The sequence below is a fragment of the Allobosea sp. 05T439 genome (assembly GCF_056396005.1).
In genome coordinates this window covers 32,704-57,948 of sequence record NZ_JBFTKP010000025.1, presented here as the reverse complement: position 1 = coordinate 57,948, position 25,245 = coordinate 32,704, and the positions used below count along the sequence as shown (strand labels likewise).

Here is a 25,245-nt window from a genome sequence, read left to right as displayed (position 1 = left end):
GGCGGGGGCGGAGACGGCCGAATGGCCGAATGGGGATGCCAAAGGGGAGTTCGGGAATGACGCTGTTTCCAGGACGATGCCTGTGCCTGCTCGCCGCCTTGACCCTGTTTGTCCCGGCGCTCCCGCCAGGCGATCTGCAGGCGCAGACGACACGGCTGGAGGCCGTGCGCGGGGCTGCGCCGCGGCGCGCGCCGACCTTTGAGGCGGAAAAGGAGCGGATGAATGCCTGGACCGTCGGTCTCGCCGGCGGCCTGATCGAGGGGGCGCCGCTGCGCTTCGCGGCGGAGATGGCGCGCGTCGTCGATGACGGGCCGAACCTGCATGTCCTGCCGATCGTGACCAGGGGGCCCACCGAGAACCTGAATTCGCTGCTCTATCTGCGCGGGATCGACACCGCGATCATCAATTCCGACGCGCTGGACGAATACAGGAACCAGATGCCGCAGATCCGGCGGCAGATCACCTATGTGCTCAATCTCTTCCCCTCGGAGCTGCACATCTTTGTCCGGCCGGAGATCCAGAGCCTGCAGGACCTCGCCGGCAAGAAGGTGAATTTCAACACGCTGGGCACGGCTGCCGCCTATTCCGGCCCGCTGATCTTCAGCCGCCTCGGCATCAACGCCGAGAAGACCTTCATCCCCCACCCGATCGCGCTGGAGCAGATGCGCAAGGGCGAGATGGCGGCGGTCGTCTTCATCACCTCCAAGCCCGTCGATGCCTTCGTGCGTGGCCGTTTTGAGCCGGGATTCAAGTTCCTCTCTGTTCCCTATGACAGCAAATTCGAGGATTATTATCTGCCGGCCGTGCTGGAGGCGGGCGAATATCCCGGGCTGATCAAGGCCGGCGAGCGCGTCCCGACCATCTCGGTGCCGACTGCGCTCGTCGCCTTCAACTGGCAGCCCCAGACCAACCGCTATCAGCGCGTCGCCCGTTTCGTCGACACGCTGTTCAACCGGATCGACCAGCTCCAGGCGCCGGGCTTCGACCCGAAATGGAAGTCGATCAACCTGGCCGCGACCGTGCCCGGGCTCGAGCGGTTCTCGGCGGCGCAGCAATGGCTCGATCGTCAGGCGCGCGCCCCGCGGGCGCTGCAATGAAGGCCTTCGCGCTCTCCGTCGCCTTCGCCGCCGCAAGCGGGATCGCGCTCGCGCAAGGCGCACCCAATGCGGCGCCCGACCCGATGGCGCATCTGCGAGCCTGCTCCCAGATGGCGCAGGCCGAGCGGCTGAAATGCCTGGACACGCTCTCGCAGCGCCTGGAGCCGGCGGCGCCTCAGGCGCGCGGGGGGGAGAACTGGATCATCAGTGAAACCACCTCGCCGGTGAATTATAGCCCGATCGTCACCGCCACCGCGGCTGCCCGCACCGGTTCCGACGGCGCGCTGAGCCAGCTCGCCATCCATTGCCGTGGCGGCCGCACCGAGCTCGTCGTCACAGGCCCCGCGCTCGCCAAGGGCGGCACGGACTACACCATCTCCTACCGCGTCAACGACGGCCAGTCGGTGCAAGCGGCGGCCGCGCAGCCCTCGTTCGGCGCCGGCGTCGCCTTCAAGGGCGATGTCGCGCAGCTCCTGCTGGCGCTGCCGGACGAGGGCGACCTCGCCATTCGTCTCGCTCCGCGTGTCGGCGCTGCCCATGACGGCACCTTTGCGCTCGGCGGGCTGAAGCGGGTGAGGGAGAAGGTCGCCGCGGCCTGCAACTGGCCGGGCGCCATCGCCAGGCCGCGGAACCCGTAGTCTTCGCCCAAGCCTTCTCGCCCAAGCCGTCGCCGAACTCGTCGCAAACCACGGGAGATGAAGACCATGACTGGATATGCCAAGGCCATGAGGGTCTCGCTGGCCGGCCTCGCAGCGTTGCTGATCGTCGTGCCGCCGGCGCTGGCGCAGCCGAAGAAGCAGGTGACGGCGCAGGCCGCAAAGCCCGCGGCGGAAAAGAAGCCGCACCAGCTCATCCTGCAGGTCAACACCAACGAGCCGGCGACGATGAATCTCGCGCTCAACAACGCGACGAACGTGGCGCAATACTACAAGGACCTCGGCGAGAAGGTGGAGATCGAGATCGTCACCTTCGGCCCCGGCCTGCACATGCTGCGTGAGGATACCTCGCCGGTGAAGGCACGGATCAAGGCGATCACGGCGAGCACGCCGTCGATMTCATTCAAGGCTTGCGGCAACACCCAGGAGAACATGAGCAAGACGGAAAACAAAGAGATCGGCCTGATCCCCGAGGCGACGCTGGTCAAATCCGGCGTCGTGCGCGTCATGGAACTGCAGGAGAAGGGCTGGACCTATGTCAGGCCCTGAAGCATCGGCGACCAAAAGTGGATTGCGGCTTTTGGCGCAGCCGATGCCCGTCACAACTGCGTGCTAGCGGGGAGAGCGCGCGGCGTCGTGCCAGGCGCTCCCCCACCAAACCTCTCCGCAACGGAACGTCCCCGTTGCCGAGAGTGTCCTGCGAATGGCCGCGGCCGATCAGTCGCTCGCTGAGCGCTCTGCGGAGACCAGCAGCATCATCGGCCGCTCGCATTCCGCCGCCAGGCCCGGGTTCTCGGCGATCTGATCGGCTGTCGGGGCAAATTCCTCGACCTGGCGGATCGAAAATCCCGTTGCGATCAATGTGTTGAGCGTCGTGGCTAACGTCCGGTGATATTTGAGCACGCCGTCGGTGAACCAGTTGGTCCGGCGCTCGCCTTCGATCGCATAGCGGTTCACCGGCCAGGTCTTACGGCCGTCCTCGTCGGTCCACCAGCGCGGATGCGTAGCCGCCATGTAGATCGGGTGTTCGATCGTGAACACGAACTGGGAGCCTGGCGTGAGGGAGCGATGCACCATGCGCAGCAGGCGCCCGAAATCCGCGATATAGTGGAAGGTCAGCGCGCTGAAGGCGAAGTCGAACGCAGCCTGGGGCAGGTCGAGCAGCTCGAGATCGGCGATTGCGTACGCGACGCCCGCGTCGGAGGTATCCGCGATCGCCCGGGCGATCATTTTCTCGGAGACGTCCAGTCCGAGCACGGACCCGGCCCCGTGCTCGCGCGCCCACCGGGCAAACCAGCCGAAGCCGCAGCCGAGATCGACGACGCGCTTGCCCGTCAGGCCGGGCAGCATGGCGCGGATCGCCGGCCATTCCGGCGCGCCGGCCAGACCATGAACCTGTCGGGGAAGCTGGCTGTAGCCGGCGAAGAATTTTGGATCGTCATAGATGTTCTGTGCCACGTCTTTCACTCCATCACATTCAGATGGACGAGGCACAGGCGTGAAATTGGCCCCGTCCGTTTCCGGCGAGGCTGCAGGGGCGCGATACGCGTGTGTTAACGCAGCGATCGGCTGTCCCGCATCCCGCCTGTTGGGATGCCGGCAGCGCGGGCAACGATATGCGTATCCGTCTCGACCATCCCGGATTTATCGGGAACGGCACGATTCCTGTCAACGTCGCAGCGCGGTMCAATCCCCCGGGGTCAATCGGCGGCCGCTGCAGCGGACTTTCCCGGCACCCGAGACGATTGCGCCCCTGTAGGCCCGATTGGCCATTGCCTGCCATGAACCGTGTCGCTACCGAACGGCAGGAACGGCGTCTGAAGAGAACGAATCGCCGGGGTTGGGGGACTGACGATGAAGCTCTTGGTTGCTGTGTTGGGTTGCGCGGCTTTGGTTGGCGGCTGTGCCGGTGCATCGGCGACACGAACCTCGCGAACACCATGATGATCGACGCCGGCGCTGCGCCGGCCTGCGGCCCTCAAGGGGCGGCAAAGGTCGCAGCCAAGAGCGCCGCGATCGAGACGATCAGGGCAGGCTACGACCGCTACATCATTGGCGGCGCAGCGTCTCAGAACAATGTCTCGGTCAGCCAGATGCCGGGGAGTTTCCAGACCAGTGGCTCGTTCTCCGGCAACACCTATCAGGCCAGGAGCACCTATGTTCCTGGCCCGACCATCGTGAGCGGCACCCATGACAGGCAGCTCGCGGTGATGATGTTCAAGAACGGTGAGCCGGGCTATCAGAACGCCCTCGACGCGCGGGAAGCCCTCGGCCCGGAATGGCCAGAAATCGTCAAGAACGGGATCCGGACCTGTCTTTGATCCGTTTCACGCATCTCGCATCCCGCTAGCTATCGTCATCCCGTTTTGGATGGCGCCAGCCTGCGAGTGCGCAAGCTGCCACCTATCCTTACTACGGCCATTTCAGTCCGCAGATCGTCCGCTCCGGTMGTTGACGTAACGCAAGGCTGGATTTAACCCCGCTCTTCCCCGGTATGGGGCCACAGCTTTTGCGGGGGGCGGGGGCAGCGATGCGAATGACGATAGACGGCGCGCACGAGATGGCGCGCCACGCCGTGCTGGCCGCTGGAGGCAGCGATGCTGTCGCGGCAGCGCTCGCGGATGCGACGATCGCTGCGGAAGTGTCGGGTCGTCCCTCTGTCGGGTTCGCGCATCTCCTGGACTATCTCGATAGCCTCGCGGCCGGGCGGATCGCGGGCTCCGTCACCCCGGAGGTCAGCTTTCCGACCTCGGCCTCGATCCGGATCGAGGCCGGGGGAGGCATCGCCCAGCTCGGTTTCGATCTCGCCTTTGCTGAATTGCAGGCGCGCGCCGGGCTCTACGGCCTCGCGCTGCTGATCCAGGCGAACAGCTACACGGTCGGCGAACTCGGCTACTACACCCGCCGTCTCGCCGAAGCAGGATTGATCGGGCTTGCCCTTGCCAATGGGCCGGCGCTGGTGGCGGCGGGCAAGAGCCAGGAGGCCGTCTACGGCACCAATCCGCTCTCCTTCGCCGCGCCCGTCGCGGGCGGCCAGCCTTTGGTCATTGACCAGGCCACGAGCGCGACGGCCTTCGTCAATATCAGGCAGGCCGCCGAGACCGGCGAGGCGATACCGCCGGGCTGGGCCGTGGATGCGAGCGGCCAGCCCACCACCGACCCACGCGCGGCGCTCACCGGAGCGCTTCTCGCTTTTGGGGGCGAGCGCGGCGCCAATATCGCGCTGATCGTGGAAACCCTGGCAGCCGGCATGACCGGCGCGAACTGGTCGCTCGATGCGCCGTCCTTCGCTGGCGGCAGCCAATCCCCCGGCGTAGGGCTCCTGGTCGTCGCGCTGAAGCCGGAGCTCTTCGCTCCGGATTTTTCAGCCCGGCTGGCTGCGCATCTCGAACGCCTGGCGGGCAAGGGCGTCCATATTCCCGGACAAAGGCCGGCTCGCCAGGAGATCGAGCTGCCCGATGCGCTGGTGGAGGCGATCGCGCGATACTCCCTCGGGCGGGGCCAGCGGCGCGCTACTCCATGACCATCGGATGGTCATCCGACGGCGCCTTCTTCTGCTTCGAGGTGACCAGCAGGGCGAGGAACGGCATGGCCGCGAGGCACAGGATCATCAGCAGCTTGAAATCGTCGATATAGGCGATGATCATCGCCTGGCGCGTGATGACCTCGTCGAGCGCGGCGCGCCCGGCCAGCGTCAGCGGATCCCAGGCCTCCTTGATCGCCGGCATCTCGAAGATGCGGTTGAAGGGCGTGACGTAAGTCGCGATCTCGGCGTGGTTCACCTGGACGTTGCGGGTGAGCAGATAGCTGACGATCGAGATGCCGACACTGGAGCCGATATTGCGCGACAGGTTGTAAAGGCCGGTGGCGTCGCCGCGATCCTGCGGCTGCAGCGTGGAGAAGGTCACAGTGGTCAGCGGCACGAAGAGCAGGCCCAGACCCGCTCCCTGGATGAAGCCGGTGACGATGATCGTCTGCTGCGAGACGTCCGGGGTCCAGCCGGCCATGTCGTACATCGCCCAGGCGCTGACGGCCAGGCCGGCGCCGAGCAGGATGCGGATGTCGACCTTGCCGATCAGCCGTCMGACCAGGAACATGCAGAGCATCGTGCCCATGCCGCGCGGGCCCATGACGATGCCGGCGGTGACGACGGGGTAGCCMATCAGCGTCTGCAAAAAGGGCGTCATCAACGCCAGCGAAGCGAGATAGGTGATGCCGACGATGAAGATGAAGATCATGCCGACGCTGAAGTTGCGATCGAGGAACAGGCGCGGCTTGATGAAGGAGTTCTCTGCCGTGAGGGTGTGGACCACCAGGATGTAGATCGCCGCGACGCAGACCGTCGCCTCGACGATGATCTCGAGCGACGAAAACCAGTCGAGCTGGGCGCCGCGGTCGAGGAAGAGCTGGAGCGAGGCGATGGCGAGGCTGAGCGCGCCGAAGCCGATCCAGTCGAGCCTGGCCAAGGCGTTCGATTTCGTCTCGGTGACGAAGATCCCGACGCCCGCCAGGGCCAATGCGCCGAGCGGCAGGTTGATATAGAAGACCCAGCGCCAGGAGATGTTCTCGGTCAGCCAGCCGCCGATGACGGGGCCGAGCACCGGGCCGACCATGACCGAGACGCCGAACAGCGCCATCGCCGAGCCGCGCTCCTCCGGCGTGTAGATGTCGAGCAGGATGCTCTGGGACACCGGCACCAGGGCRGCGCCGAAGAAGCCCTGGAGCAGGCGGAAGCCGACGATCTGAGTCAGCGACTGCGCGGCGCCGCAGAGCATCGAGGCGACGACGAAGCCGATGATCGCGACCGAGAGCACGCGCTTCCTGCCGAAGCGGGCGGCAAGGAAGCCCGATGGCGGCGTCATGATCGCGGCCGCGACGATATAGGAGGTCAGGACCCAGTTGATCTGATCGGCGCTGGCCGAGACGCTGCCCTGGATATAGGGCAGCGCGACATTCGCGATCGTCGTGTCGAGAGCCTGCATGATCACGGCGAGGATCACGCAGACGGTGATGGCGCCGCGATTGGCGACCACGGGGGTCGCCGCCGTGGCGACACCATCAGCCATTGTGAGTCTCGGTCTTGCCGAAGAGGTCCGAGACGAAGCTGGGCAGGCCGCGGGCGCGGCCGGTATCGACATCAAGCACGACGCTCATGCCAGCCCGCAACAGCGGCTTGCCGGCGGGCGTGTCGATCTTGACGCGCATGGCGATGCGCTGGACGACCTTGACCCAGTTGCCGCTGGTGTTCTGGGCCGGCAGCAGCGAAAAGCTTGCGGCCGAGGCCGGGCTGATGCTGTCGACCGTGCCGGTCCATTCGGCGCCGGGATAGGTGTCGACATAGACCCGCGCCTTCTGTCCCGGGCGGACCCAGGTCAACTCGGTCTCCTTGGGGTTCGCCTGGATCCAGACATGGTCGGCCGAGACCAGGCTGAAGCCGACGGTCGCGTCGGCAAGGTACTGCCCCTTCTGCAGCGAGGGCACATTGGTGACGATGCCGTCCATCGGCGCCTTGACCACGGTGTGATCGAGCTGGCGGGCAGCCTCGGCCCGGGCTGCGACGCTGTCCTTGTAGCGAGGGTGGTCCTCGATCGGCGCATCGGGATTGCCGTTCAGGCTGGCGGCGATACCGATGAGCTGGCTCTGGAGCTGCGCGAGCTTCTGCACGGCGCCATCGAGATCGTGCTTGGCTGAATCATAGGTCACCTGCGAGGCCACCGCCTTGGTCGCGAGGTCCTGCTGCCGCTTGAAGGCGGTGGTGTAGTAATCGATATCGGTCCTGGCCTGGGCGATCTTGCTCTGCATCGCCTTGTAGTTCGCCTTCTGCGCTTCAAGATCGTTGCGGACCACCCCAATCTGCGCGTTCGCCCGGTCGAGGGCGAAGCGGAACTGCGCGTCGTCGAGCTTGAACAGAACGTCCCCGGCCTTGACCTGCTGGTTGTCGCGCACGTCGATTTCGCCAACGATGCCGGCGACGTCGGTCGAGATGCCGACGATGTCGGCTTGCACATAGGCGTTGTCGGTCGACATGACCTGCCCGCCGACGACGTACCAGTAGCCGCCCGCGGCAAGCGCGACKGGCAGCAATGCGAAGAGGATGGAGCGCTTCAGATTGCGCGGCTTGGCGGCGGGAGCGGTGCTGGCCGGGGCAGGCGCCTGCGCCGTGGTCTCGGGAGCTTTAGTGACAGGGGCGGGCTGAGCCGAAGGCAGCCTCGGCTCGGGGCGGCGGATTTCGGTCACGTTGCTGGCCGCAGAAGGATCCGAGCCGTCGTTCCGGACGGGGTCGGGTTGTCTCGCTGTGTCATCCATCGGTCTTCGGTCCTACGGCTGGCGGCATCGCACAGGCCGCCGAGAGGTTCCCACGCATCGTCGTGAGCAGGGCGAGGAGCGCCTCGCGCTCGGCTTCGGAGGTGTCGGCGAAGGCCTCGGCGCGGGTGATCTCGCCGAGCTCGCGCATGGTCGCGAGGGTCGGCCCGGCCTTTTCTGTGAGGGAGAGCCGCCAGACGCGCCGGTCCGTGGCGTCGTGCCGGCGTTCGATCAGTCCGCAGCTTTCGAGCTTGTCGAGGATGCGGCCGAGCGTGATCGGCTCGACCTCGAGCAACTCGGCAAGGCCGCCCTGCCGGATGCCTTCATTCTTGTCGAGATAGGCCAGCACCTGCCATTGCGACCGGGTCAGCTCCAACCCGAACCCGCGGGCATTCTGCTCGAAGCGCTTGCGCAGCAGTCGCGCGACATCGTGCAGGAGGAAACCGACAGTGCGCGAGGGCTGCTCTTTGGTCAGGGCTTTAGGCATGCTGTTCATAAGCATCCATATATTATTTTAGCTTAGGTTCTGCAATGCGCCCGACTCGTCTGGCCAGTTTCAATGTCGCGTTCGCCTCGCCGGGGCATCGATATGCGGCTCAGCCCCCGCTCAACGCTCGGGCGGCATGGTCGAGCGGCATCACGTCGATTCCGTCCCGGAGTGGGTATGGCTCGACGCCCGGATAGATCACGATGCGTCGCTCGGGGGCGATATCCTCGCAAGCGTGATGAAATCCTCGCTCCACCTTCGGCGTGAGGCTGCGCTTGATCTCGATCGCCCAGGGCCGCCGTCCAGGCAGGGTCAGCACGAGATCGATTTCTGCGCCCGCAGCTGTGCGATAGAAGTTTGCCTGAGTGCCAGGTGGCACGGCGGCGATAAGAGTCTCGATCGCAAAACCTTCCCAACTGGCGCCGGCGATGGGATGTCCGAGGACGTCCTCCAGCGTTTCCAGGCCGAGGAGCGTATGCGTGATCCCACTGTCCCGGACGTATACACGGGGTGATTTGACCAAGCGCTTTCCGGCGTTGGCGTGCCAAGGCTCAAGGCGACGGACGAGAAGCAGATCGACCAGGAGATCGAGATAGGACGCGACCGTCTTGCCGTCGACGCCAAGGGAACGTGCCAGCTCCGCTCCATTCAGCAGGCCCGACTGATGATGCGCGAGCATCGTCCAGAAACGCCGCAAAGTCTCAGCCGGGATCCGAGGACCCAACTGCGGAATGTCACGCTCAAGATAGGTACGAACGAAATCCTGTCTCCAGCGCTGGCTCACGCGAGCGCTGGCGGCCAGGAAGCTGTCTGGAAAGCCACCTCGCAGCCATAACCTGTTCAGATCCTCCCGAGGGACCTCAAGACCGTTGATCGGCCCGAGTTCAAGATACGAAATCCGGCCCGCAAGGCTCTCGCCTGATTGCTTCAGAAGCTCGATCGAGGCCGAGCCCAGCAGCAGGAAGCGCCCTGTCCGGTGGCCGGCACGTCGACCACGGTCGATCAATCCTCGCAGGTTCTGAAAGAGGCCGGGCAGGCGATGCACCTCGTCAAGGATCACCAGCTTGTCTTCGTGGCCTGCAAGATAGAGCTCGGGCTCGGTCAGCTTGGCGCGATCKGCATCCGATTCCAGGTCAAGATAGATCGAGGGGCGCGTCTCACCTATTTCGTGGGCCAGGGTCGTTTTTCCGACCTGCCGTGGCCCCAGCAATGCGACCGCCGGATAGCTGTCGATCAGATGGGTTAGTTCAGAAGCAATGCGACGCGGTATCATCCTTGCAATTATGGAGGAGAATTCCCGATTTGCAAGGTAATCCGTTTCCTGAGGGAGTGAAAAGGATGAAGCCGACTGCGGCCGCGTTGACGAGCCGGTTCGCAAGATGATGCTCCCCGCGATCATCTGAGACAGCCCGCCGATCAAATGGCGCCGGCTCAGCGACCTCCCCCTTAGGGATGATGGTGCGCACGAGATCGAATGGGGTAGCTGGGATCCACACGATGACAGGCGGTGCGGGTTCACTCCACATCCTATCCGAGGCCATGCAATGAACGATCAAGCCCCGTCCAAGACGTTCCCCGTCGAGAGTGTACGCAGCCGGTTTCCGGCGCTTTCCAGGGTCGCCAATCCGCCGATTTATCTCGACAATCCCGCCGGAACACTGGTCCCGCAGCAGGTGATCGACGCCGTCGGCGCGGCCATGGCCGGTGCCAGCAGCAATCTGGGTGGGTTCTTTGCCGGTTCCAGGCGGGCTGACGCCATCTGGCTCAAGGCGCACCAGGCCGTGGCCGACCTGCTTGGGGCGGCATCCGAGCGCGAGATCGTCATCGGCCAGAACATGACCACGCTGACGCTGCATCTCTCACGCTCGATCGGCAGGCGGTTCCGGCCGGGCGACGAGATCATCCTCACCCGCATGGAACATGAGGGCAACGTCTCGCCCTGGCTGCTAATGGCGCGGGACCTGGGGCTGGAGGTCAAATGGCTGCCCTTCAACCGTGACAGCTGGCGCATCGAGCCGGAGGACCTCAGGCCACTCCTCAGCAACCGTACGCGCCTGCTCGCCCTCAACTACGCCAGCAACATGACGGGTTCCATCAACGACGTCGCCGCACTCACGGCCATCGCGAAGCAAGCCGGCGCATTGGTCTATGTCGACGCGGTTCAACTGGTGCCGCACCGGCTTCCCGAAGTCCACGCATTGGGCTGCGATTTCCTGGCCTGCTCGTCCTACAAGTTCTTCGGCCCGCACCTCGGCATGGTATGGGGGCGCGAGAGCCTGCTGGCCGAACTGGAGCCGTACAAGTGTCGCTGCGCCAGCGACGCCCTGCCGGAGCGCTTCGAAACGGGCACCCCGCAGACGGAGCTTCTGGCCGGACTTGCCGCGACGGTCGACTATCTCGAGTGGCTGGGTGAGGCCACCGGCCACCACGGAACGCGTCGCGAGAAGCTTTTGGGCGCTTACCGCAGCTTCGAGGCCTATGAGAACGTGCTGTCGCGCCGCCTGATCGGGGGGCTCCTGCGGCTGCCCCATGTCACCGTCCGCGGCATCACCGATGCGGCCTCCCTCGCTCACCGGGTACCAACAATTTCCTTCACGCATTCGCATGTCTCGACCCATGTCATCGCGAAAGCTCTGGCGGAGCAGGACATCTGCGCCTGGTCGGGGCACAATTATGCGCTCGAGCCTGCGCGCCTGCTCGGGCTCGACGAAGACGAAGGCGTCGTTCGGCTGGGTGTCGCCCATTACAACACGATCGAAGAGATCGACCGGACCCTTGCCGCGATCGCCAAGATTGTTGGGCAGGATGCGGCCATGTTAGCCTGAGTCCGGCGGCAGTACAGGCGGGTCACGCAGCTGGACGAGGACTGAGTGCGTTGAATCGGGAGATACACGCGGGCATGATCGCGGCATTCAGCTTKGATGCCGCTCGCGCAATCGATCGGTTTGACCGTTCCGACAGCCCCTATTTGCTTCTGGACGCGATCAACCGCATCGTCCCCTTCAAGCTAGCGATGTCGGTGGTCTATCGGCGCGAGGCCGCCCCCGTCTATGTGGCCGACACCTTCGCCAACCGCTCCGGAAAGCGAGCGCTCGAGCTTTACATCGCCGGCACCTACATCCTCAACCCGGTCTACAATGCCTATCTCAACGGGCTGAAGGCGGGCATCTATCGCTTGCGGGAGCTCGCACCGGACGCCTATTTCACCTCCGACCACTACCGGCACTTCAAGGTCCAACAACAGGTGGACGAGGAACTCGGCTACCGCACCTATGGCTGGCCGGCGGGGATGGAGGAGGTGGTCGTCGCCGTCGAACTCCCCCAAGACGAGATGGCGGAGATCAGTTTTTATCGGCTGGCCAGCCTAGGCGGGTTCTCCGATGCCGACTGCGAGGCACTGCGGACCATCGAGCCCCTGATAGGGGCAATCTACCGCCGAATCTGGCAGCATTGCCGCCAGGACAGCAAGCGTGACACGCATTGGGCCTCCTTCGACCTCTTGCTGGGCGATTTCGGCAAAGGGAAACTCAGCCCGCGCGAATGCGATGTAGCCCACCTGATCCTGAAGGGCCATTCGGGCGAGTCGATCAGCCGCAATCTCGGCATTTCGGTGACGACGGTGAAGACCCACCGCCAGAACCTCTACGCCAAGCTCGGCCTTTCCACGCAACAGGAGCTGTTCTCTCTGTTCCTGATGTCGCTCCAGAGGCAGGATGATGTGTCGAGCCGCTCCGGCGGAGCGGCAGGTATGGTCCCCGCACGCTGAACGAGACCGCCGGCCGCAGGCATGATCCAGCGGCGGGCGGCAGAACCGGCCTTCCTCAGCCCCTGGCGTCGCGGATCGCCGCGGAAATGCCATCCAGGCCCTCAGACAATTGCGTCAGCGTCGGCCAGCCAAAACCGACGCGGAAATAGTTGTCCGGCATCTCGAACCAGCGTCCGGCACCGACATAGGTGCCATGGACACTGTAAAGACGATGATAGAAGGTCGGCAGATCGAGCTTCACATCAGGCCTGATCCGCGGCAGGCAAACACAGCCGCCTTGGGGCTCGACMCATTCGACGAACTCGTCGCGTTCGATCCATGCCTTCACCAGCTCGAAGCCCTTGCGGATCAATAGGTTGTTGGGCTCGAGCCAGTCCCTGCGCTGGCTCAGCGCGATGTAGCCGACATACTCGTCGATCATGCTGCCCGAGATTCCGATCTGCTCCTTGGCGGCAAGAAAGAGCTGCATCAGCTTTGGATCGCGGCAGATCAGCCAGCCGATGCGGATACCCGGAATGCCATAGGTCTTCGACAGCGAGGAGACGCTGATCACGCGGGGGCTGAGCGTCGCGGCCACCGGTAGCATCTGGCCGAATGTCATCTCACGATAGGTCTCGTCGAACAGGAGGAAGCAGCCCTTCCTTTCGACGAGGGCGACGATGGCGTGCAGCTCGGCCTCCGAGATCATCACGCCGCTGGGATTATGCGGATAGGTCACCGAAACATATCTGGTGTTGGGCCGGATCGCCGCCTCGATCCGATCGATATCCAGGCGGAAGCCCGACTCGAAATCGAGATCAATGAAGGTGATGTCGCAGCCGATCGCGCGCGGCGTCTCGATGTTCGTCGCGTAGTTCGGGCGCACCACGACGAGATGCTGGTCCCTATCCAGAAGCGAGGTGGCGACCATGAAGAGGGCGGCCGAGGCGCCGGCCGTGATGAGGACGTCTTCTGCGTCGAGACCGGTACCGAGGCTCGCCACCGAATCCCTCAGGTCGATGCTGCCCTTATGATCGCCATAGCAGAGCAGGACGTCGTCCAGCTTGACGTTGAGTTCGCCCAACCTGCGGTCGGCGACCGAACTTTCTGACAGATTCCGACGGATCGTATCGTATCCGAGCTGCTCTGGCGCTTCAATTTCGATCGGCATGCGCACGAATTTCAAGACCGGCCTCCCAGGCAAACGAGCACGATGCCGGGAAACTACGCAGCCTCCTCACCCCCGCACCATCCTCCCTCAGGGGGATAACACCCGCGCCGGAAACGCTGGAATAGTATGCCGGCTAGCTGTGTGCGGGGGGCGACGCTCTTCGGCACGACTTCGAATATCGGCGATAATCAAAGAAGGGGAGCCGCTATGACGATGAGGAAATTGGTTCTTTCGGCAGCGTTCGCGGCGGTCAGCGCGATCGCGACAGCGACTGCCCAGGCGGAGACGCTGCGGGTCGGCATGGAATGCACCTATGCGCCGTTCAACTTCCGCGCGCCCGGCGGCGAGATGACCGGCTATGACGTGGACGTCGCAAAGGGCGTCGCGGAACTCATCGGCGCCGACCTCCAATATGTCTGTCAGCAATGGGATGGCATGATCCCTGCGCTGCTGACCAACAAGTTCGACCTCATCGTCGCATCGATGTCCATCACCGACGAGCGGCTCCAGAAGATGGACTTTTCGGTCCCCTATCGCGTCTCGATCGGGCGGTTCCTCGGTCCGAAGGGGAAGGATCTCAAGCTTTTTGACGACAAGGGTAAGCCGATACAGAGCAGCTTCAAGAACCTCGCGGTTGGCGTCGAGCGGGCGTCCACCTACGCGAAGTGGATCGAAGCAAAGCTGCCCGGCGCCAATATCCGGCTCTACGACGGCGCCCAGGCCATGCTGCTCGACCTGCGCAACGGCCGTGTCGATGTCGCCATCACCAATCCGATGAAAGCCTATCTCGAATTCCTCAATACTGATCAGGGAGCGAAGTTCGAGTTCGTCTCACCCGCCATCGACGAAAAGGAGTATTTCGGCACGGGCGTGGGCATCGGGATCCGCAAGGGCCAAGAGGATCTCGTCAAGCGCGTCAACCGCGCGCTCAAGACACTGATCGAAAACGGCTCGCTCGAGAAATACGGCCACAAATACTTCCCCTTCTCGATCAGTCCCGAGAACTGGAAGGGCGTCGGCATCAACTGAACATGGCCGATGGCGGTCCGGCCGTGCCGGTCCGCCATGATCGGGGGGAATGATACATGGCCGCACTTTCCGGCTGGTGGGACGATTTCTTCTTCGGGACCGTGATGGTCCTGAAGGTCTTCACAGCCTCGCTGGTCCTCGCTGTCATCTTCGGATTGCTTGGCGCGAGCGCCAAGCTCTCCCGCAATCGGGCGGCGCAGGTTCTCGCCAAGGCCTATACGGTCGTCTTTCGCGGCACGCCCGAGCTAGTGGTTMTGCTGCTGTTCTATTTCGGCACGGCCGTGGTGCTGACCCGGATTGCCCAGATCTACGATCCGCAGATCAAGTTCGTCGACGTCCCGCCCTTCTGGGCTGGCGCGATCGCGATCGGGCTGATCGTCGGAGCCTATATGACCGAGACGTTCCGGGGCGCCTTCATGGGTGTGGCGCACGGCCAGGTCGAGGCGGCCCACGCGCTGGGGCTAACCAAAGGCCAGACCTTCTTCTATGTGCGCATGCCGCAAATGTGGCGGCTCGCGCTGCCGAACTTTGGCAATCACATGCTGTCGATCATGAAGGACACCGCCCTGATCTCGATCGTCGGGCTGGAGGAAATCGTCTTCGTCGGCCAGATGGCGACCGCCGTCACCCATAAGCCCTTCCTGATGTTCATGACCGTGGCGCTGATCTACCTCGCCATCACGACGGTCATCACCATCCTGACATGGTGGCTGGAGCGGTATGCGAACAGCCATTTGGAGAGGGCGCGATGAACTTCGACTTCAACCTCATCCTGTCGAGCTTGCCGCAGATCGCCGCGGGGCTCGGCATTACGCTCAAGCTGATGGCCTATTCGACGGCGATTGGCCTGGTGCTTGCCGTTCTGATCCTGCTGATGCGCATCAGCGGCCGCTGGTACCTCGCCTGGCCGGCCATGGGCTATATCTACTTCCTGCGTGGTACGCCGATCCTGGTGCAGATCTTCATCATCTATCACGGGTTGCCGCAACTCGACTTCGTCCGGGAAAGCGTGCTGTGGCCGGTGCTGCGCGAGCCTTTCGGCTGCTGCGTCGTCGCGCTCTCGCTCAACAGCTCCGCCTACATATCCGAAATCCTGCGGGGCGGCGTTCTGGGGGTCGACAAGGGCGTCAACGAGGCGGCGAGAGCGCTTGGCCTGAGTGCCCCGCAACGCTTCATCTATGTCGTGACGCCGATCGCCGTGCGCCTCGCTTTGCCGGCTTATAGCAATGAGTTCATCTCAATGATGAAGGCAACGGCCCTGGCGAGCACGGTCACACTTCTCGATATCACCGGCGTTGCCCGCACGATCGTGTCCAACACCTTCGCCCCGTTCGAGATCTTCATCGCGGCGGCACTGATCTACCTGGCCATGGCATGGGTCTTCCAGGTCGGCTTTGGCAAGCTTGAAGATTACCTCGGCAAATACATGAAGAGAGGGGCATCCGCATGACACCGCCGGAGCAGATCGTTCTGGACAATGTATGCAAGCAATTCGGGTCGTTCCAGGCGCTGAAGAATGTCAGCCTCACCGTCGCCAAGGGGCAGAAGTTGGTCGTATGCGGGCCGTCCGGCTCGGGCAAATCGACGATGATCCGCTGCATCAACGGATTGGAGACGCATGACAGTGGCCGCATCACGGTCAACGACGTCGTTCTCGAAGGCGAGCGCAGCTCCATCGCCGTGCGCCGCGAGGTCGGCATGGTGTTCCAGAGCTTCAACCTGTTCCCGCATCTGACGGTGCTGAAGAACCTGATGCTGGCCCAACGCCTCGTGCGCAAGAAGGATAAGGCGGCCGCGCGCGATACGGCGATGACCTATCTCACGCGCGTGCGCATCGCCKACCAGGCCGACAAGTATCCCAGCCAGCTTTCCGGCGGCCAGCAGCAGCGCGTGGCGATCGCCCGTGCGCTCTGCATGAACCCGCAGGTCATGCTGTTCGACGAACCGACATCGGCCCTTGATCCGGAGATGATCTCGGAGGTGCTGGACGTGATGAGCGACCTCGCCCGCGACGGCATGACGATGGTGTGCGTCACCCATGAGATGGGCTTTGCCCGGTCCGTGGCGGACAAGATCATTTTCATGGACGCCGGCGAGATCGTCGAGGCCGCCGCGCCCGAGGACTTCTTTTCGAAGCCGAAGAGCGAACGCGCGCGGCAATTCCTTGGCCAGATCCTTTCACATTGAGCACAGACATGACCGACCCCATCGCTTCCGAACTCCTGTCATTCGCCCAGCAACTCGCCGACGAGGGCCGCGCCATCGTCTCCGAGGCCTTGCGCACGGCCCACAAGATCGACATCAAGGCCGACCAGAGCTTCGTCACCGCCACCGACCGCGCCATCGAAAAGCGCCTGCGCGAGCGCATCGAGGTCGCCTATCCCGACCACGGCATATTGGGCGAGGAATTCGGCTCGCACGGGCTGGATCGCGAATTCGTCTGGGTCATCGACCCGATCGACGGCACCGCCGCTTTCATTGCCGGAATCCCGGTCTACGGCATCCTGATCGGGGTCGCGCGCGCAGGTCGCCCCTGGCTGGGGCTGATGGACCTGCCGGCGACCGGCGAGCGCCTCTCCGGCATTTCCGGCGCCGGCGCGGAGCATAACGGCCGACCTATTCGCTGCAGGCCTCGCAACTCGCTGGAGCAGGCCTTCCTGACGAGTTCCAACCCCCGCTTCCTGACTGAGACCGAGCGGAGTGCGGTCGACCGGCTGGATCGGACGGTCGCCTTCACCCAATACGGCGGCAGCTGCTATGCCTATGGCTGTCTGGCGCGCGGCAATACCGACATCGCAGTTGACGGCGGCCTGGACGCCTTCGACGTCTTCGCCCCGATCGCCATCATCGAGGGAGCCGGGGGCGTCGTGTCGGACTGGTCCGGCAAAGCCATCGACCTTTCGTGGAAGGGACAGATCGCCGCCGCCGGTGACCGCACGCTGCACGGGCTGGCGCTCGCGCAGCTCAACCCTTCTTCCTGATCGACCCGTCTGTCTGGCCCTTGAACGAGATGCGCCGGCGAGACGGTATCCGGGTCGGTTGAGCCCCCCGCGCCGGGCGCGCTCATTGCCTTGGGGCTCCAGCCCTCACGGCAAGCGTCGTCGAAGCGCGCCATGAGTTCAGGAGATTTGATATGAACCACGATTGGTTGCGCGCCATCGCGGAACAGTTCGGGAGCACGGGGGGGCTGCGGCAGCTTGGCGGCGAGCATGACCTGAACTTCCGCGCTACAGCCCCGCAAGGCGATATTATCATCAAGGCGATGCGCGCTCATGGCGATGCCGCTCTGGTCGAGCAGCAATGCGTGGCCATCGCTCACGCCCTCTCGGCCGATCCCACGCTGCCGCTGCCGCAGGTGTTACCGGCACGGGACGGTCGTGCCTGGCAGCATGTCGCGGACGACCGCGGGCAGCCGCGGATGGTGTGGGTCCAGCGCGCGCTTGAAGGCATCCCGATGGGCGAGGCAGGGCCGCAGCAGCTAGCGGTCCTGTCGTCGTTTGGCGCACTGGCGGCGCGGCTCGATCTTGCGCTTGCCCGGTTCGAGGGGGCGGCCACGGCGGATGCGGCAAAATGGGACCTGACGAAGGCGGGGTGGATCGGCGCGCATCTCGATGTACTCGGAAACGGCGCGCGTCGCCGGCTGATCGAGGACATCCTGGCCGATTACGAGGCCGCACTCCCGTCGCTGAGGGCCTTGCCATCGCAGGTGATCCATAACGATCTCAATGACTTCAACATCCTTGTCGTGCCGGGCCTCGCGGAGCCGACGCGCATCAGCGGGCTGATCGATTTCGGCGATATGGCGGTCGGCCCGAGGGTCTGCGAACTGGCGATCGCCGGCGCTTATGCGATCCTCGACCATGAGACGCCCGAGGCGGCCCTTGCGGCATTGGTCGCCGGCTATCACAGCGCCTCGCCGCTGACCGCAGCCGAGACCGACCTGATCTGGCCGCTGCTGCGCACGCGCCTTGCCGTCAGCGTCGTGAACTCGACKATCGAAGCGGCCGGACGCCCCGGCGACGCCTATGTGACCATCTCGCAGGCACCCGCCTGGCGGTTGCTGGAGAACGCAGCGCTCGACGGCGCGCTCATGCGGGCGCGCTTGCGCGTCGCATGCAGACTGCCGGCAACCGACTCGGCAGACCGCGTGGCCGCCTGGCTCGACCGGCAGAGGGGAACCTTTGCCGCGGTGATCGGCGAGGCACTGGACGACCTATCCGTCGGCCAGCTCTCGGTAGCGACGAGCACGGTGCCTCAGGACCCGTTCAACCTGCGTAAAGACGAGGCCCGCCATCTCGGTCCGCGCAAGGGTTCGGATAGGAGCCGCTGGCTCGGGCAATATGGCGAGCCAAGGCTGGTCTACACCGACCGGGCCTTCCACAAGGGACCGTGGCGGGCGTCGAACCGGCGTACCATCCACATGGCCATCGACATCTTCGCTCCGGCGGGGCACCCGGTCCATGCGCCGCTGGCGGGGAGGGTGGCCATGGTGGAGAACCGCACCGGCCATCTCGACTATGGCGGCGTTGCGATCCTCGAGCACCAGACCCCCGAGGGCGACGTCTTCCATACGCTCTACGGCCATCTCGACCCGGCTCTGTGCGAGACGCTTCGTCCCGGCTGCGAGGTGACTGCGGGCGAGGTGTTCGCGCGGCTGGGAACACCCGACGGGAACGGCGGCTGGGAACCGCATCTGCATTTCCAGCTCGCCCTGACGCTGGACGGAATGGGCCATGACTGGCCAGGCGTAGCGGACCCGGACGACTGGGAGCTCTGGCAGGCAATCTGCCCCAATCCGGCGGCGCTGCTCAATCTTCCGGACGACCGGGCCGCCTATCGGCCGATCGATGAAGCCGCGTTGCTGGCCGAGCGCAAGGCCCGGTTCGGCGCCAATCTCAAGCTCAGCTATCGGCGCCCCGTCACCTTCCTGCGCGGCTGGCGCCACCACCTCTTCGATGAGATGGGACGGCCCTATCTCGACGCTTACAACAACGTTCCCCATGTCGGTCATGCGCATCCACGCATCCGGACCGTTGCCGCCGACCAGCTGGCGCGGATGAACTCCAACACACGCTACCTGCACCCGGCTCAGGTCGCGCTGGCCGAGCGCATTACCGCGAAGTTGCCCGAGGAGCTGGAGATCTGCTTCTTCGTCAATTCGGGTTCGGAGGCGAACGAACTCGCGCTTCGCCTCGCACGCGCGGCCAGCGGCGGCTACGACATCGTCACGCCCGATCACGGCTATCACGGCAACACCACCGGTGCGATCGACATCTCGGCCTATAAATTCAACAAGCCGGGCATGGGCGGCCGCAAGCCATGGGTGCAGCTGGTCGACGTCGCGGATGATTATCGCGGGCGGTTCCGACGCGACGATCCCGACAGGGCGCTGCGTTATGCCGCGCAGGTCGACGAGGCTCTGGCAGCGATCGAACGGCGAGGCGGCAAGGTGGCCGGCTTCATCGCGGAGACTTTCCCGAGCGTCGGCGGCCAGATCATCCCGCCGCCGGGCTACCTCGCGCAGGTCTATGAGCGCATCCGTCGGGCCGGTGGCATMTGCATCGCCGATGAGGTGCAGACCGGGCTGGGCCGGCTCGGCGACTTCTATTTCGGGTTCGAGCAGCAAGCCGTGCGGCCCGACATCGTGGTGCTGGGCAAGCCGCTGGGCAACGGCCATCCCATCGGTGCAGTGATCACGACCCGCGCCGTTGCCGACCGTTTCGCCGAGGGACCGGAATATTTCTCGACTTTCGGCGGCTCGACCCTGTCCTGCTTGATCGCTGCCGAAGTGCTCGACATCGTCGAGGATGAAAGGCTGGCGGCCAACGCGAAGGCAATGGGCGAGCGCCTGCTCACCGGTTTGCAGGCGCTGGGCGAGAAGTACCCGGTCATCGGCGACGTCCGCGGCCTCGGCCTATTCCTKGGCGTCGATCTGGTCACGGATGGCGACAGCCGCACCCCGGCGACGGCGGCCGCGGATTATGTCGTGAACCGGTTGCGCGACATGCGCATCCTGATCGGGCGCGAAGGACCGGCGGACAACATCCTGAAGATCAGGCCGCCTCTGACAGTCGAGGCCGAAGATGTCGATATGCTGCTTGCTCGGCTGGATATTTGCCTGCGCGAAGTGGAAACAGCGCGATACTAAAGCAAACTCCGAGACGCCCTATGGCGTGACGATCGCCATTCTCGCCGCGCAAGGGCTCGGCATCGGCCTGGTCAACCCCTTCGTCATTGCCGATCGCATGATCGGCGGCATCGCTGTGCGCCCATTCGAGCCGTCGGTCCATTTCCGGGCGCTGCTGCGCCCGCCCGACGGCGCGAACTCACGCCTCGGCGCGGATTTCACGAGCGAATTTTTTGCCGTCCGCAATGCGTTCCTGGTCGCCGATTGAGAGGCAGGCTGCGGGGGCTGGCCGCAGGCTCGCGCGCGAGGCCCGTTGCCCGGCAATGGCGATCGTCACGGCTTGATGCGCCGACGCATCGTCTCGGCCGATGGGGCAGGCGCTCCGAGCGGACTGACATCCGTGTTTCGTGCTCGGCCCTGTGGGAATGCCGGCATCCATGGGCGGCTCGCGCTGCCCCGGCGAAAAGACGCCGGGACAGCGCGAACCTTGGGTTTCTCAGCGAGGCCGGAGCGATTCCAGCTCCTTGAGGCGCTTCATCGCGGCCTGCTGGTTGAGCAGCCCGTAGTTGATGCCGCCGGCATTGAGCGAACTGCCGGACTGGTAGGGATACTGGTCGAAGTCGGAGAAGAACTCCTTGATCTTCCCCTGTATGGGCACGAGCAGCCACATGTTCTGGGCCAGGAACTTCATGGCTTCGCCGCCTTCTTCCAGGCCGCGCTCGTAGGGATCCATGCGCAGGTTGGTGATCATCGCCCAGGCCGTGACCTCGCGTGTGCCGGTCGCGATATTGCCCTTGGCCTGGGCAAAGCTGAGCTTCCAGTCGTTCCAGCGGATCGCGTTGAGATTTCCGGCCTGATCGAAATACATCAACGCGTCCCGGGGCGCGGTTTTGACCTCGCCCCTGAAATAGGGCCCGAAATCAAAGCCATCGAGATGGACCTTGAAGGTCTTGGTTCCCGCGGTGAAGCCGGCCTTCATCTTCTCCTTGATGTCTCCCGCCCCGGCGGCGGCGCAGAGCGTCGGGAACCAGTCGATCAGCGAGATCGTGTCGTTGTACTGTGTGCCGGGTTTGATCACGCCGGGCCAGCGCACCATCATGGGAATGCGCATGCCGCCTTCCCAGGTCGTGCCCTCTCGCTCTTGAACGGCGTCATCGCGCCGTCCGGCCAGAGCGCGAGCTCGGCGCCGTTATCGGTCGTGTAGATCACGATCGTATTGTCGGCGATGCGCAGATCGTCGAGCTGCTTCAGGAGTTCGCCGACCATGCCGTCATGCTCGACCATGCCGTCGGCATGGATGCCCTTGCCGGTCTTGCCCATCGATTCCTTCTTCAGATGGGTGAAGACATGCATGCGGGTCGAGTTGAACCAGAGGAAGAAGGGGCGGTTCGCCTTCACCTGCCGGTCGATGAAATCCTTGGCGCCGGCCAGGAATTCCTCGTCGACGGTTTCCATGCGCTTGGTGTTGAGCGGCCCGGTATCCTCGATCTTGCCGTCGGCGGATGACTTGATCACGCCGCGCGGGCCGAACTTGCGCTTGAACTCCGGGTCCTTCGGATAAAAATAGCCCTCGGGCTCCTCCTCGGCATTCAGGTGGTAAGATTGCCGAAGAACTCGTCGAAGCCGTGCCGCGTCGGCAGGTGCTCGTCGCGGTCGCCGAGATGGTTCTTGCCGAATTGCCCGGTCGCGTAGCCCTGCGTCTTCATCACGTCGGCAATGGTCGGCATCCAGTCCTGGATGCCGTGCGGGTCGCCCGGCATGCCGATGGTCAGAAGACCGGTGCGGAACGGCTCCTGGCCGAGGATGAAGGAGGCGCGGCCGGCGGTGCAGCTCTGCTGGCCGTAACTGTCGGTGAAGATCGCGCCTTCCTGCGCGATACGGTCGATATTGGGCGTGCGGTAGCCCATCATGCCCATGGTGTAGGCGCTGATCTGGGGAATGCCGATATCGTCGCCGAAGATCACGACGATGTTGGGCTTGCGCCCTGCGGAGCCCGCCGGTGCCGCGGGCGCGGGCTGCGCCTGGGCGATCGCGGCCGAGCCCGACAGCCCCGCCGCGGCGAGCGCTGTACCCCCGAGCAGGATGCTGCGGCGATCGACGATTTTTTCAGTATTACCCGGGAGTTCAGCCGGCGTAGCCTTCGGATTCATAGCAAAATCCCTTCATATGCAGCAGAAACAGCGGAAGGAGATAGCGGGGTCCAAGCAGAGGTACTGTGCCCGCTGACTACTTCATGCGCAAGAAGGGGAGCCTTTGCTCGTCCTGCAGAGGGCGAATGCCAGCGCTGCTACGGGCGTGAGCGCGGCCGTTCGACCGGACGCAATCGGATGCCTCAGTCATTTGGGGCAATGGCCGCCGCAAGAGGAGTGCCGGCTTGTCTCGATTGGGCGCCCCAGCGGATTCAGGCCGGGAGCGAACGGACCCGATAGGCGCAGCGGCGCGCACCCGCCGGGATATGCTCGATGCGCTCGACCTCGACATCTGGCCCGAGAACGGCGCGGAAGATCGCCAGCTCCGAACGGCACAGGCCCTGGCAGGCGGTCGCCGCCGCGCAGATCGGGCAATGGTTCTCGATGAACAGGAAGCGGCCGGGCTCCTCCTCGGCAATCCCGGCCATATAGCCTTCGCGGCTGCGGATTTCGGCGAGCGCGGCCAGTTTGCGCCGAAGTGGGCCGCCGTCACCGACATGCGCGCGATAGGCGGACAGGCAGGCCTGTTCGCGGTGAGCGATCAGCTGCTGCAGCCCGGGCTCGCCAAAGACAGTCCGGACGGACTGCAGCAGGTCGAGCGTCAGGTCGGAGTGACGGTCGGGGAACCGGTCATGTCCCTGCCGCGAGAGCTCCCAGTATTTCTTCGGCCGGCCACGCCCTTCCTGCCGGTCATGGCTCGTCACCAGGCCGTCGGCTTCGAGCTTGAGCAGATGCTGCCTTGCGCCCGCCGGGGTCATGTCGAGCCGCGCCGCGATCGCCGCAGCCATCTGCGCGCCGCGCGTCTTCAGATGGAACAGCATCCGCTCCCGGCTGCGCTCGTCGCCCTGGCCTTGGCTGTCGTTGTCTTGACTCATGGCTCTCAATTTAGATAGCAATTGGTTTCTAAATTAAATCACCTTGCGAGTCGATGCAAGGCGTGGCGCGCCGCAGGCGGGGACAGACGGACATGGATCGGGACGCGTCTGCCACGCAATGGCGGGATCTTCTGGACTGGGCATGGCTGCCGACGCTMGCGATCCTGATGAGCGGCGTGCTGCTGCAGTCGATGAACTCCCTGCTGCTGACCACGGTGCTGCCTTCGATCGCCGCCGAACTCGGCGGCGCCGGCATGCTGAGCCTGCCCGCGACCGCCTATGTCGGCGCCTCGATCGTGGCGGCCAGCGGGGCTGGCCTGCTGACGACCCGATACGGCGTCCGGGACACCTTATGCGTCGGGGTGGTGATCTTCGGCCTGGGCGCGCTGGTCTGTTCGTTCGCGGCGAGCATGAAATGGGTCATCGCCGCGCGCCTTGTCCAGGGTTTCGGCGGCGGTCTCGAAGTCGGGGCGGCCTATACCGCGGTCCGGGCGATCTTCCCGCCAAGGCTCTGGCCGCGGGTCATCGCGCTGATGGCGACGAGCTGGACGATTTCCGTCTTTGCCGGGCCGCTCATTGGCGGCCTGTTCGCACGCGCCGGACATTGGCGCGGCGCCCTCATCGTGACGGTGATCCTCTCGATCATCCTGGCGGTGGCTGCCGCGCTCGTGCTGCCTGGGAACCGATCGGCAGAGCGCTCCGACGCGTCGCGCCTTCCTGCCGGTCGGATCGGACTGATCTGCCTGGCCATCACGGCGATGTCGTCGGCATCGCTCGTCCAGGCGGGCAGCGCCAAGGCAGGCCTCATCCTTGTGGCGGTCGCGGCGCTCGCCCTGATGCTGCGGTTCGACCGCGAAGCACCGGTGCGCCTGCTGCCGAGCGATGCGTTCTCGTTCAGGACCGAGACCGGCATCGGCCTCTGGCTCATCCTGTTGCTCTGCATCGCCTTCAGCCCGCTGCACATCTATCTGCCCATTTTCCTGCAAAGGCTCCGCGGCCTCGATCCGCTCGAGGCCGGGTTCATGGTTGCTAGCGGGTCGCTGGCCTGGACGATCGCGTCCGTGCTGGTCTCCGGCTTGACCGGTCCCTGGCCGAGGCGCCTGCTGCTCTCGGGCCCGGTTCTCATGGCCGGCGGCCTGATCGCGCTGGGCCTGCTCCTGCAGAGCCCGGCGCCGAGCTACGCCCTGATCCTCGCCGTCGTCGTGCTCGGCATCGGGATCGGGCAGGCTTGGCCCTTTGTCGGCCCGACGATCATGAACGGCGCGAAGCCGGGAGACGAGGCGGCGGCCGCCTCCGCCGTCCCGACTATCCAGCAGACCGGGCTGGCCCTTGGCGCGGCGTTGGCGGGCGTGGTCGCGAATGCCAGCGGCTTTGCCTCGGCCGTCTCCGAAGCCGAGATCGGGAATGCGGCCTTCTGGGTTCCGGCCTGTTTCGCCATCGCCGCCGGCCTGGCATGGCTGGCGAGCGTCCGGCTCTACCGGCAGCGGCGCGCCAGTCCCGGCTCGGGAGCCGGGACGTAGAGCAGTCCCAAGCGCGCAGCTGCTCTCGCTAAGTTGAAGCGACATA

22 protein-coding genes and 1 pseudogene are annotated in these 25,245 nt (G+C 64.8%); 15 read left to right on the top strand and 8 right to left on the bottom strand.

What is annotated here, in order from left to right; translation table 11 throughout:
- Window positions 1-56 precede the first annotated feature (56 nt).
- The 3 genes from AC1DIO_RS24165 (at window position 57) to AC1DIO_RS24155 (ending at window position 2,302) form a co-directional block, all read left to right on the top strand.
- Complete coding sequence (locus AC1DIO_RS24165; RefSeq protein WP_441507584.1) at window positions 57-1,097, top strand: TAXI family TRAP transporter solute-binding subunit; 1,041 nt, start codon at window positions 57-59, stop codon at window positions 1,095-1,097.
- Complete coding sequence (locus AC1DIO_RS24160; RefSeq protein WP_441507583.1) at window positions 1,094-1,735, top strand: hypothetical protein; 642 nt, start codon at window positions 1,094-1,096, stop codon at window positions 1,733-1,735. The genes AC1DIO_RS24165 and AC1DIO_RS24160 overlap by 4 nt, the downstream gene beginning before the upstream one ends.
- A 66-nt stretch (window positions 1,736-1,801) precedes the next feature.
- Window positions 1,802-2,302, top strand: coding sequence for a DsrE family protein (locus AC1DIO_RS24155; protein WP_069882881.1), 501 nt, complete (start codon window positions 1,802-1,804; stop codon window positions 2,300-2,302).
- A gap of 168 nt (window positions 2,303-2,470) precedes the next feature.
- Here AC1DIO_RS24155 and AC1DIO_RS24150 read toward each other — a convergent pair whose 3' ends face one another.
- Window positions 2,471-3,211 (bottom strand): class I SAM-dependent methyltransferase, encoded by a 741-nt coding sequence (locus AC1DIO_RS24150; RefSeq protein ID WP_441507582.1) that lies wholly within the window; start codon window positions 3,209-3,211, stop codon window positions 2,471-2,473.
- Window positions 3,212-3,693: 482 nt separating this feature from the next.
- Between AC1DIO_RS24150 and AC1DIO_RS24145 the strand changes: the two genes are divergently transcribed.
- Both AC1DIO_RS24145 and AC1DIO_RS24140 read left to right on the top strand, forming a co-directional pair.
- Window positions 3,694-4,074: a hypothetical protein gene (locus AC1DIO_RS24145; protein WP_441507581.1), complete on the top strand. Its 381-nt coding sequence runs from the start codon at window positions 3,694-3,696 to the stop codon at window positions 4,072-4,074.
- A gap of 209 nt (window positions 4,075-4,283) precedes the next feature.
- Window positions 4,284-5,276 (top strand): Ldh family oxidoreductase, encoded by a 993-nt coding sequence (locus AC1DIO_RS24140; RefSeq protein WP_476835939.1) that lies wholly within the window; start codon window positions 4,284-4,286, stop codon window positions 5,274-5,276.
- Here the strand turns inward: AC1DIO_RS24140 and AC1DIO_RS24135 are convergent.
- The 4 genes from AC1DIO_RS24135 to AC1DIO_RS24120 form a co-directional block, all read right to left on the bottom strand.
- Complete coding sequence (locus AC1DIO_RS24135) at window positions 5,266-6,819, bottom strand: DHA2 family efflux MFS transporter permease subunit (RefSeq protein ID WP_476854203.1); 1,554 nt, start codon at window positions 6,817-6,819, stop codon at window positions 5,266-5,268. The two genes, AC1DIO_RS24140 and AC1DIO_RS24135, sit on opposite strands and share 11 nt — an antisense overlap.
- Window positions 6,812-7,990: an HlyD family secretion protein gene (locus AC1DIO_RS24130; RefSeq protein ID WP_441507578.1), complete on the bottom strand. Its 1,179-nt coding sequence runs from the start codon at window positions 7,988-7,990 to the stop codon at window positions 6,812-6,814. The genes AC1DIO_RS24135 and AC1DIO_RS24130 overlap by 8 nt, the downstream gene beginning before the upstream one ends.
- Before the next feature lie 61 nt (window positions 7,991-8,051).
- Window positions 8,052-8,543, bottom strand: coding sequence for a MarR family winged helix-turn-helix transcriptional regulator (locus tag AC1DIO_RS24125; RefSeq protein WP_441493369.1), 492 nt, complete (start codon window positions 8,541-8,543; stop codon window positions 8,052-8,054).
- 109 nt (window positions 8,544-8,652) lie between these two features.
- On the bottom strand, window positions 8,653-9,816 hold the full coding sequence (locus tag AC1DIO_RS24120) for an ATP-binding protein (RefSeq protein ID WP_441507621.1): 1,164 nt from the start codon (window positions 9,814-9,816) through the stop codon (window positions 8,653-8,655).
- A 271-nt stretch (window positions 9,817-10,087) separates the two neighbouring features.
- On the opposite strand from AC1DIO_RS24120, the gene AC1DIO_RS24115 reads away from it, so the two are divergent.
- Both AC1DIO_RS24115 and AC1DIO_RS24110 read left to right on the top strand, forming a co-directional pair.
- Window positions 10,088-11,368: a cysteine desulfurase-like protein gene (locus AC1DIO_RS24115; RefSeq protein ID WP_441507577.1), complete on the top strand. Its 1,281-nt coding sequence runs from the start codon at window positions 10,088-10,090 to the stop codon at window positions 11,366-11,368.
- Window positions 11,369-11,442: 74 nt separating this feature from the next.
- Complete coding sequence (locus tag AC1DIO_RS24110; protein WP_476854202.1) at window positions 11,443-12,309, top strand: helix-turn-helix domain-containing protein; 867 nt, start codon at window positions 11,443-11,445, stop codon at window positions 12,307-12,309.
- Between the two features lie 55 nt (window positions 12,310-12,364).
- Here the strand turns inward: AC1DIO_RS24110 and AC1DIO_RS24105 are convergent, their stop codons facing one another.
- Entirely contained in the window at window positions 12,365-13,465 is a 1,101-nt protein-coding gene (locus AC1DIO_RS24105; RefSeq protein WP_476769270.1) for a pyridoxal phosphate-dependent aminotransferase, read from the bottom strand.
- Window positions 13,466-13,672: 207 nt separating this feature from the next.
- Between AC1DIO_RS24105 and AC1DIO_RS24100 the strand changes: the two genes are divergently transcribed.
- From AC1DIO_RS24100 to AC1DIO_RS24070, 7 genes are all read left to right on the top strand, one after another.
- Window positions 13,673-14,488, top strand: coding sequence for a transporter substrate-binding domain-containing protein (locus tag AC1DIO_RS24100; RefSeq protein ID WP_476854201.1), 816 nt, complete (start codon window positions 13,673-13,675; stop codon window positions 14,486-14,488).
- 56 nt (window positions 14,489-14,544) lie between these two features.
- On the top strand, window positions 14,545-15,240 hold the full coding sequence (locus AC1DIO_RS24095) for an ABC transporter permease (protein ID WP_476854200.1): 696 nt from the start codon (window positions 14,545-14,547) through the stop codon (window positions 15,238-15,240).
- Window positions 15,237-15,938 carry an ABC transporter permease gene (locus AC1DIO_RS24090; protein ID WP_441507573.1) on the top strand — a complete coding sequence of 234 codons (702 nt, stop codon included), beginning with the start codon at window positions 15,237-15,239 and terminating at the stop codon, window positions 15,936-15,938. Before AC1DIO_RS24095 ends, AC1DIO_RS24090 begins: the two co-directional genes overlap by 4 nt.
- The gene (locus AC1DIO_RS24085; protein ID WP_476854199.1) at window positions 15,935-16,675 is read left to right on the top strand and encodes an amino acid ABC transporter ATP-binding protein; all 741 of its coding nucleotides are present in this window, start codon (window positions 15,935-15,937) and stop codon (window positions 16,673-16,675) included. The genes AC1DIO_RS24090 and AC1DIO_RS24085 overlap by 4 nt, the downstream gene beginning before the upstream one ends.
- A gap of 8 nt (window positions 16,676-16,683) precedes the next feature.
- Complete coding sequence (locus tag AC1DIO_RS24080; protein WP_441507571.1) at window positions 16,684-17,469, top strand: inositol monophosphatase family protein; 786 nt, start codon at window positions 16,684-16,686, stop codon at window positions 17,467-17,469.
- 152 nt (window positions 17,470-17,621) lie between these two features.
- Window positions 17,622-20,636: an aminotransferase class III-fold pyridoxal phosphate-dependent enzyme gene (locus AC1DIO_RS24075; RefSeq protein WP_476854198.1), complete on the top strand. Its 3,015-nt coding sequence runs from the start codon at window positions 17,622-17,624 to the stop codon at window positions 20,634-20,636.
- A gap of 25 nt (window positions 20,637-20,661) precedes the next feature.
- Window positions 20,662-20,883: a type 2 periplasmic-binding domain-containing protein gene (locus AC1DIO_RS24070; protein ID WP_441507569.1), complete on the top strand. Its 222-nt coding sequence runs from the start codon at window positions 20,662-20,664 to the stop codon at window positions 20,881-20,883.
- Window positions 20,884-21,111: 228 nt separating this feature from the next.
- Here the strand turns inward: AC1DIO_RS24070 and AC1DIO_RS24065 are convergent.
- Together AC1DIO_RS24065 and AC1DIO_RS24060 are read right to left on the bottom strand one after the other, a co-directional pair.
- Window positions 21,112-22,765, bottom strand: a pseudogene (locus tag AC1DIO_RS24065) (arylsulfatase).
- A gap of 251 nt (window positions 22,766-23,016) precedes the next feature.
- The gene (locus AC1DIO_RS24060) at window positions 23,017-23,679 is read right to left on the bottom strand and encodes a helix-turn-helix transcriptional regulator (RefSeq protein WP_441507568.1); all 663 of its coding nucleotides are present in this window, start codon (window positions 23,677-23,679) and stop codon (window positions 23,017-23,019) included.
- A 92-nt stretch (window positions 23,680-23,771) separates the two neighbouring features.
- Here AC1DIO_RS24060 and AC1DIO_RS24055 point away from each other — a divergent pair, with 92 nt between their 5' ends.
- Window positions 23,772-25,199 carry an MFS transporter gene (locus tag AC1DIO_RS24055; protein WP_476769265.1) on the top strand — a complete coding sequence of 476 codons (1,428 nt, stop codon included), beginning with the start codon at window positions 23,772-23,774 and terminating at the stop codon, window positions 25,197-25,199.
- The last annotated feature ends 46 nt before the right edge of the window (window positions 25,200-25,245 follow it).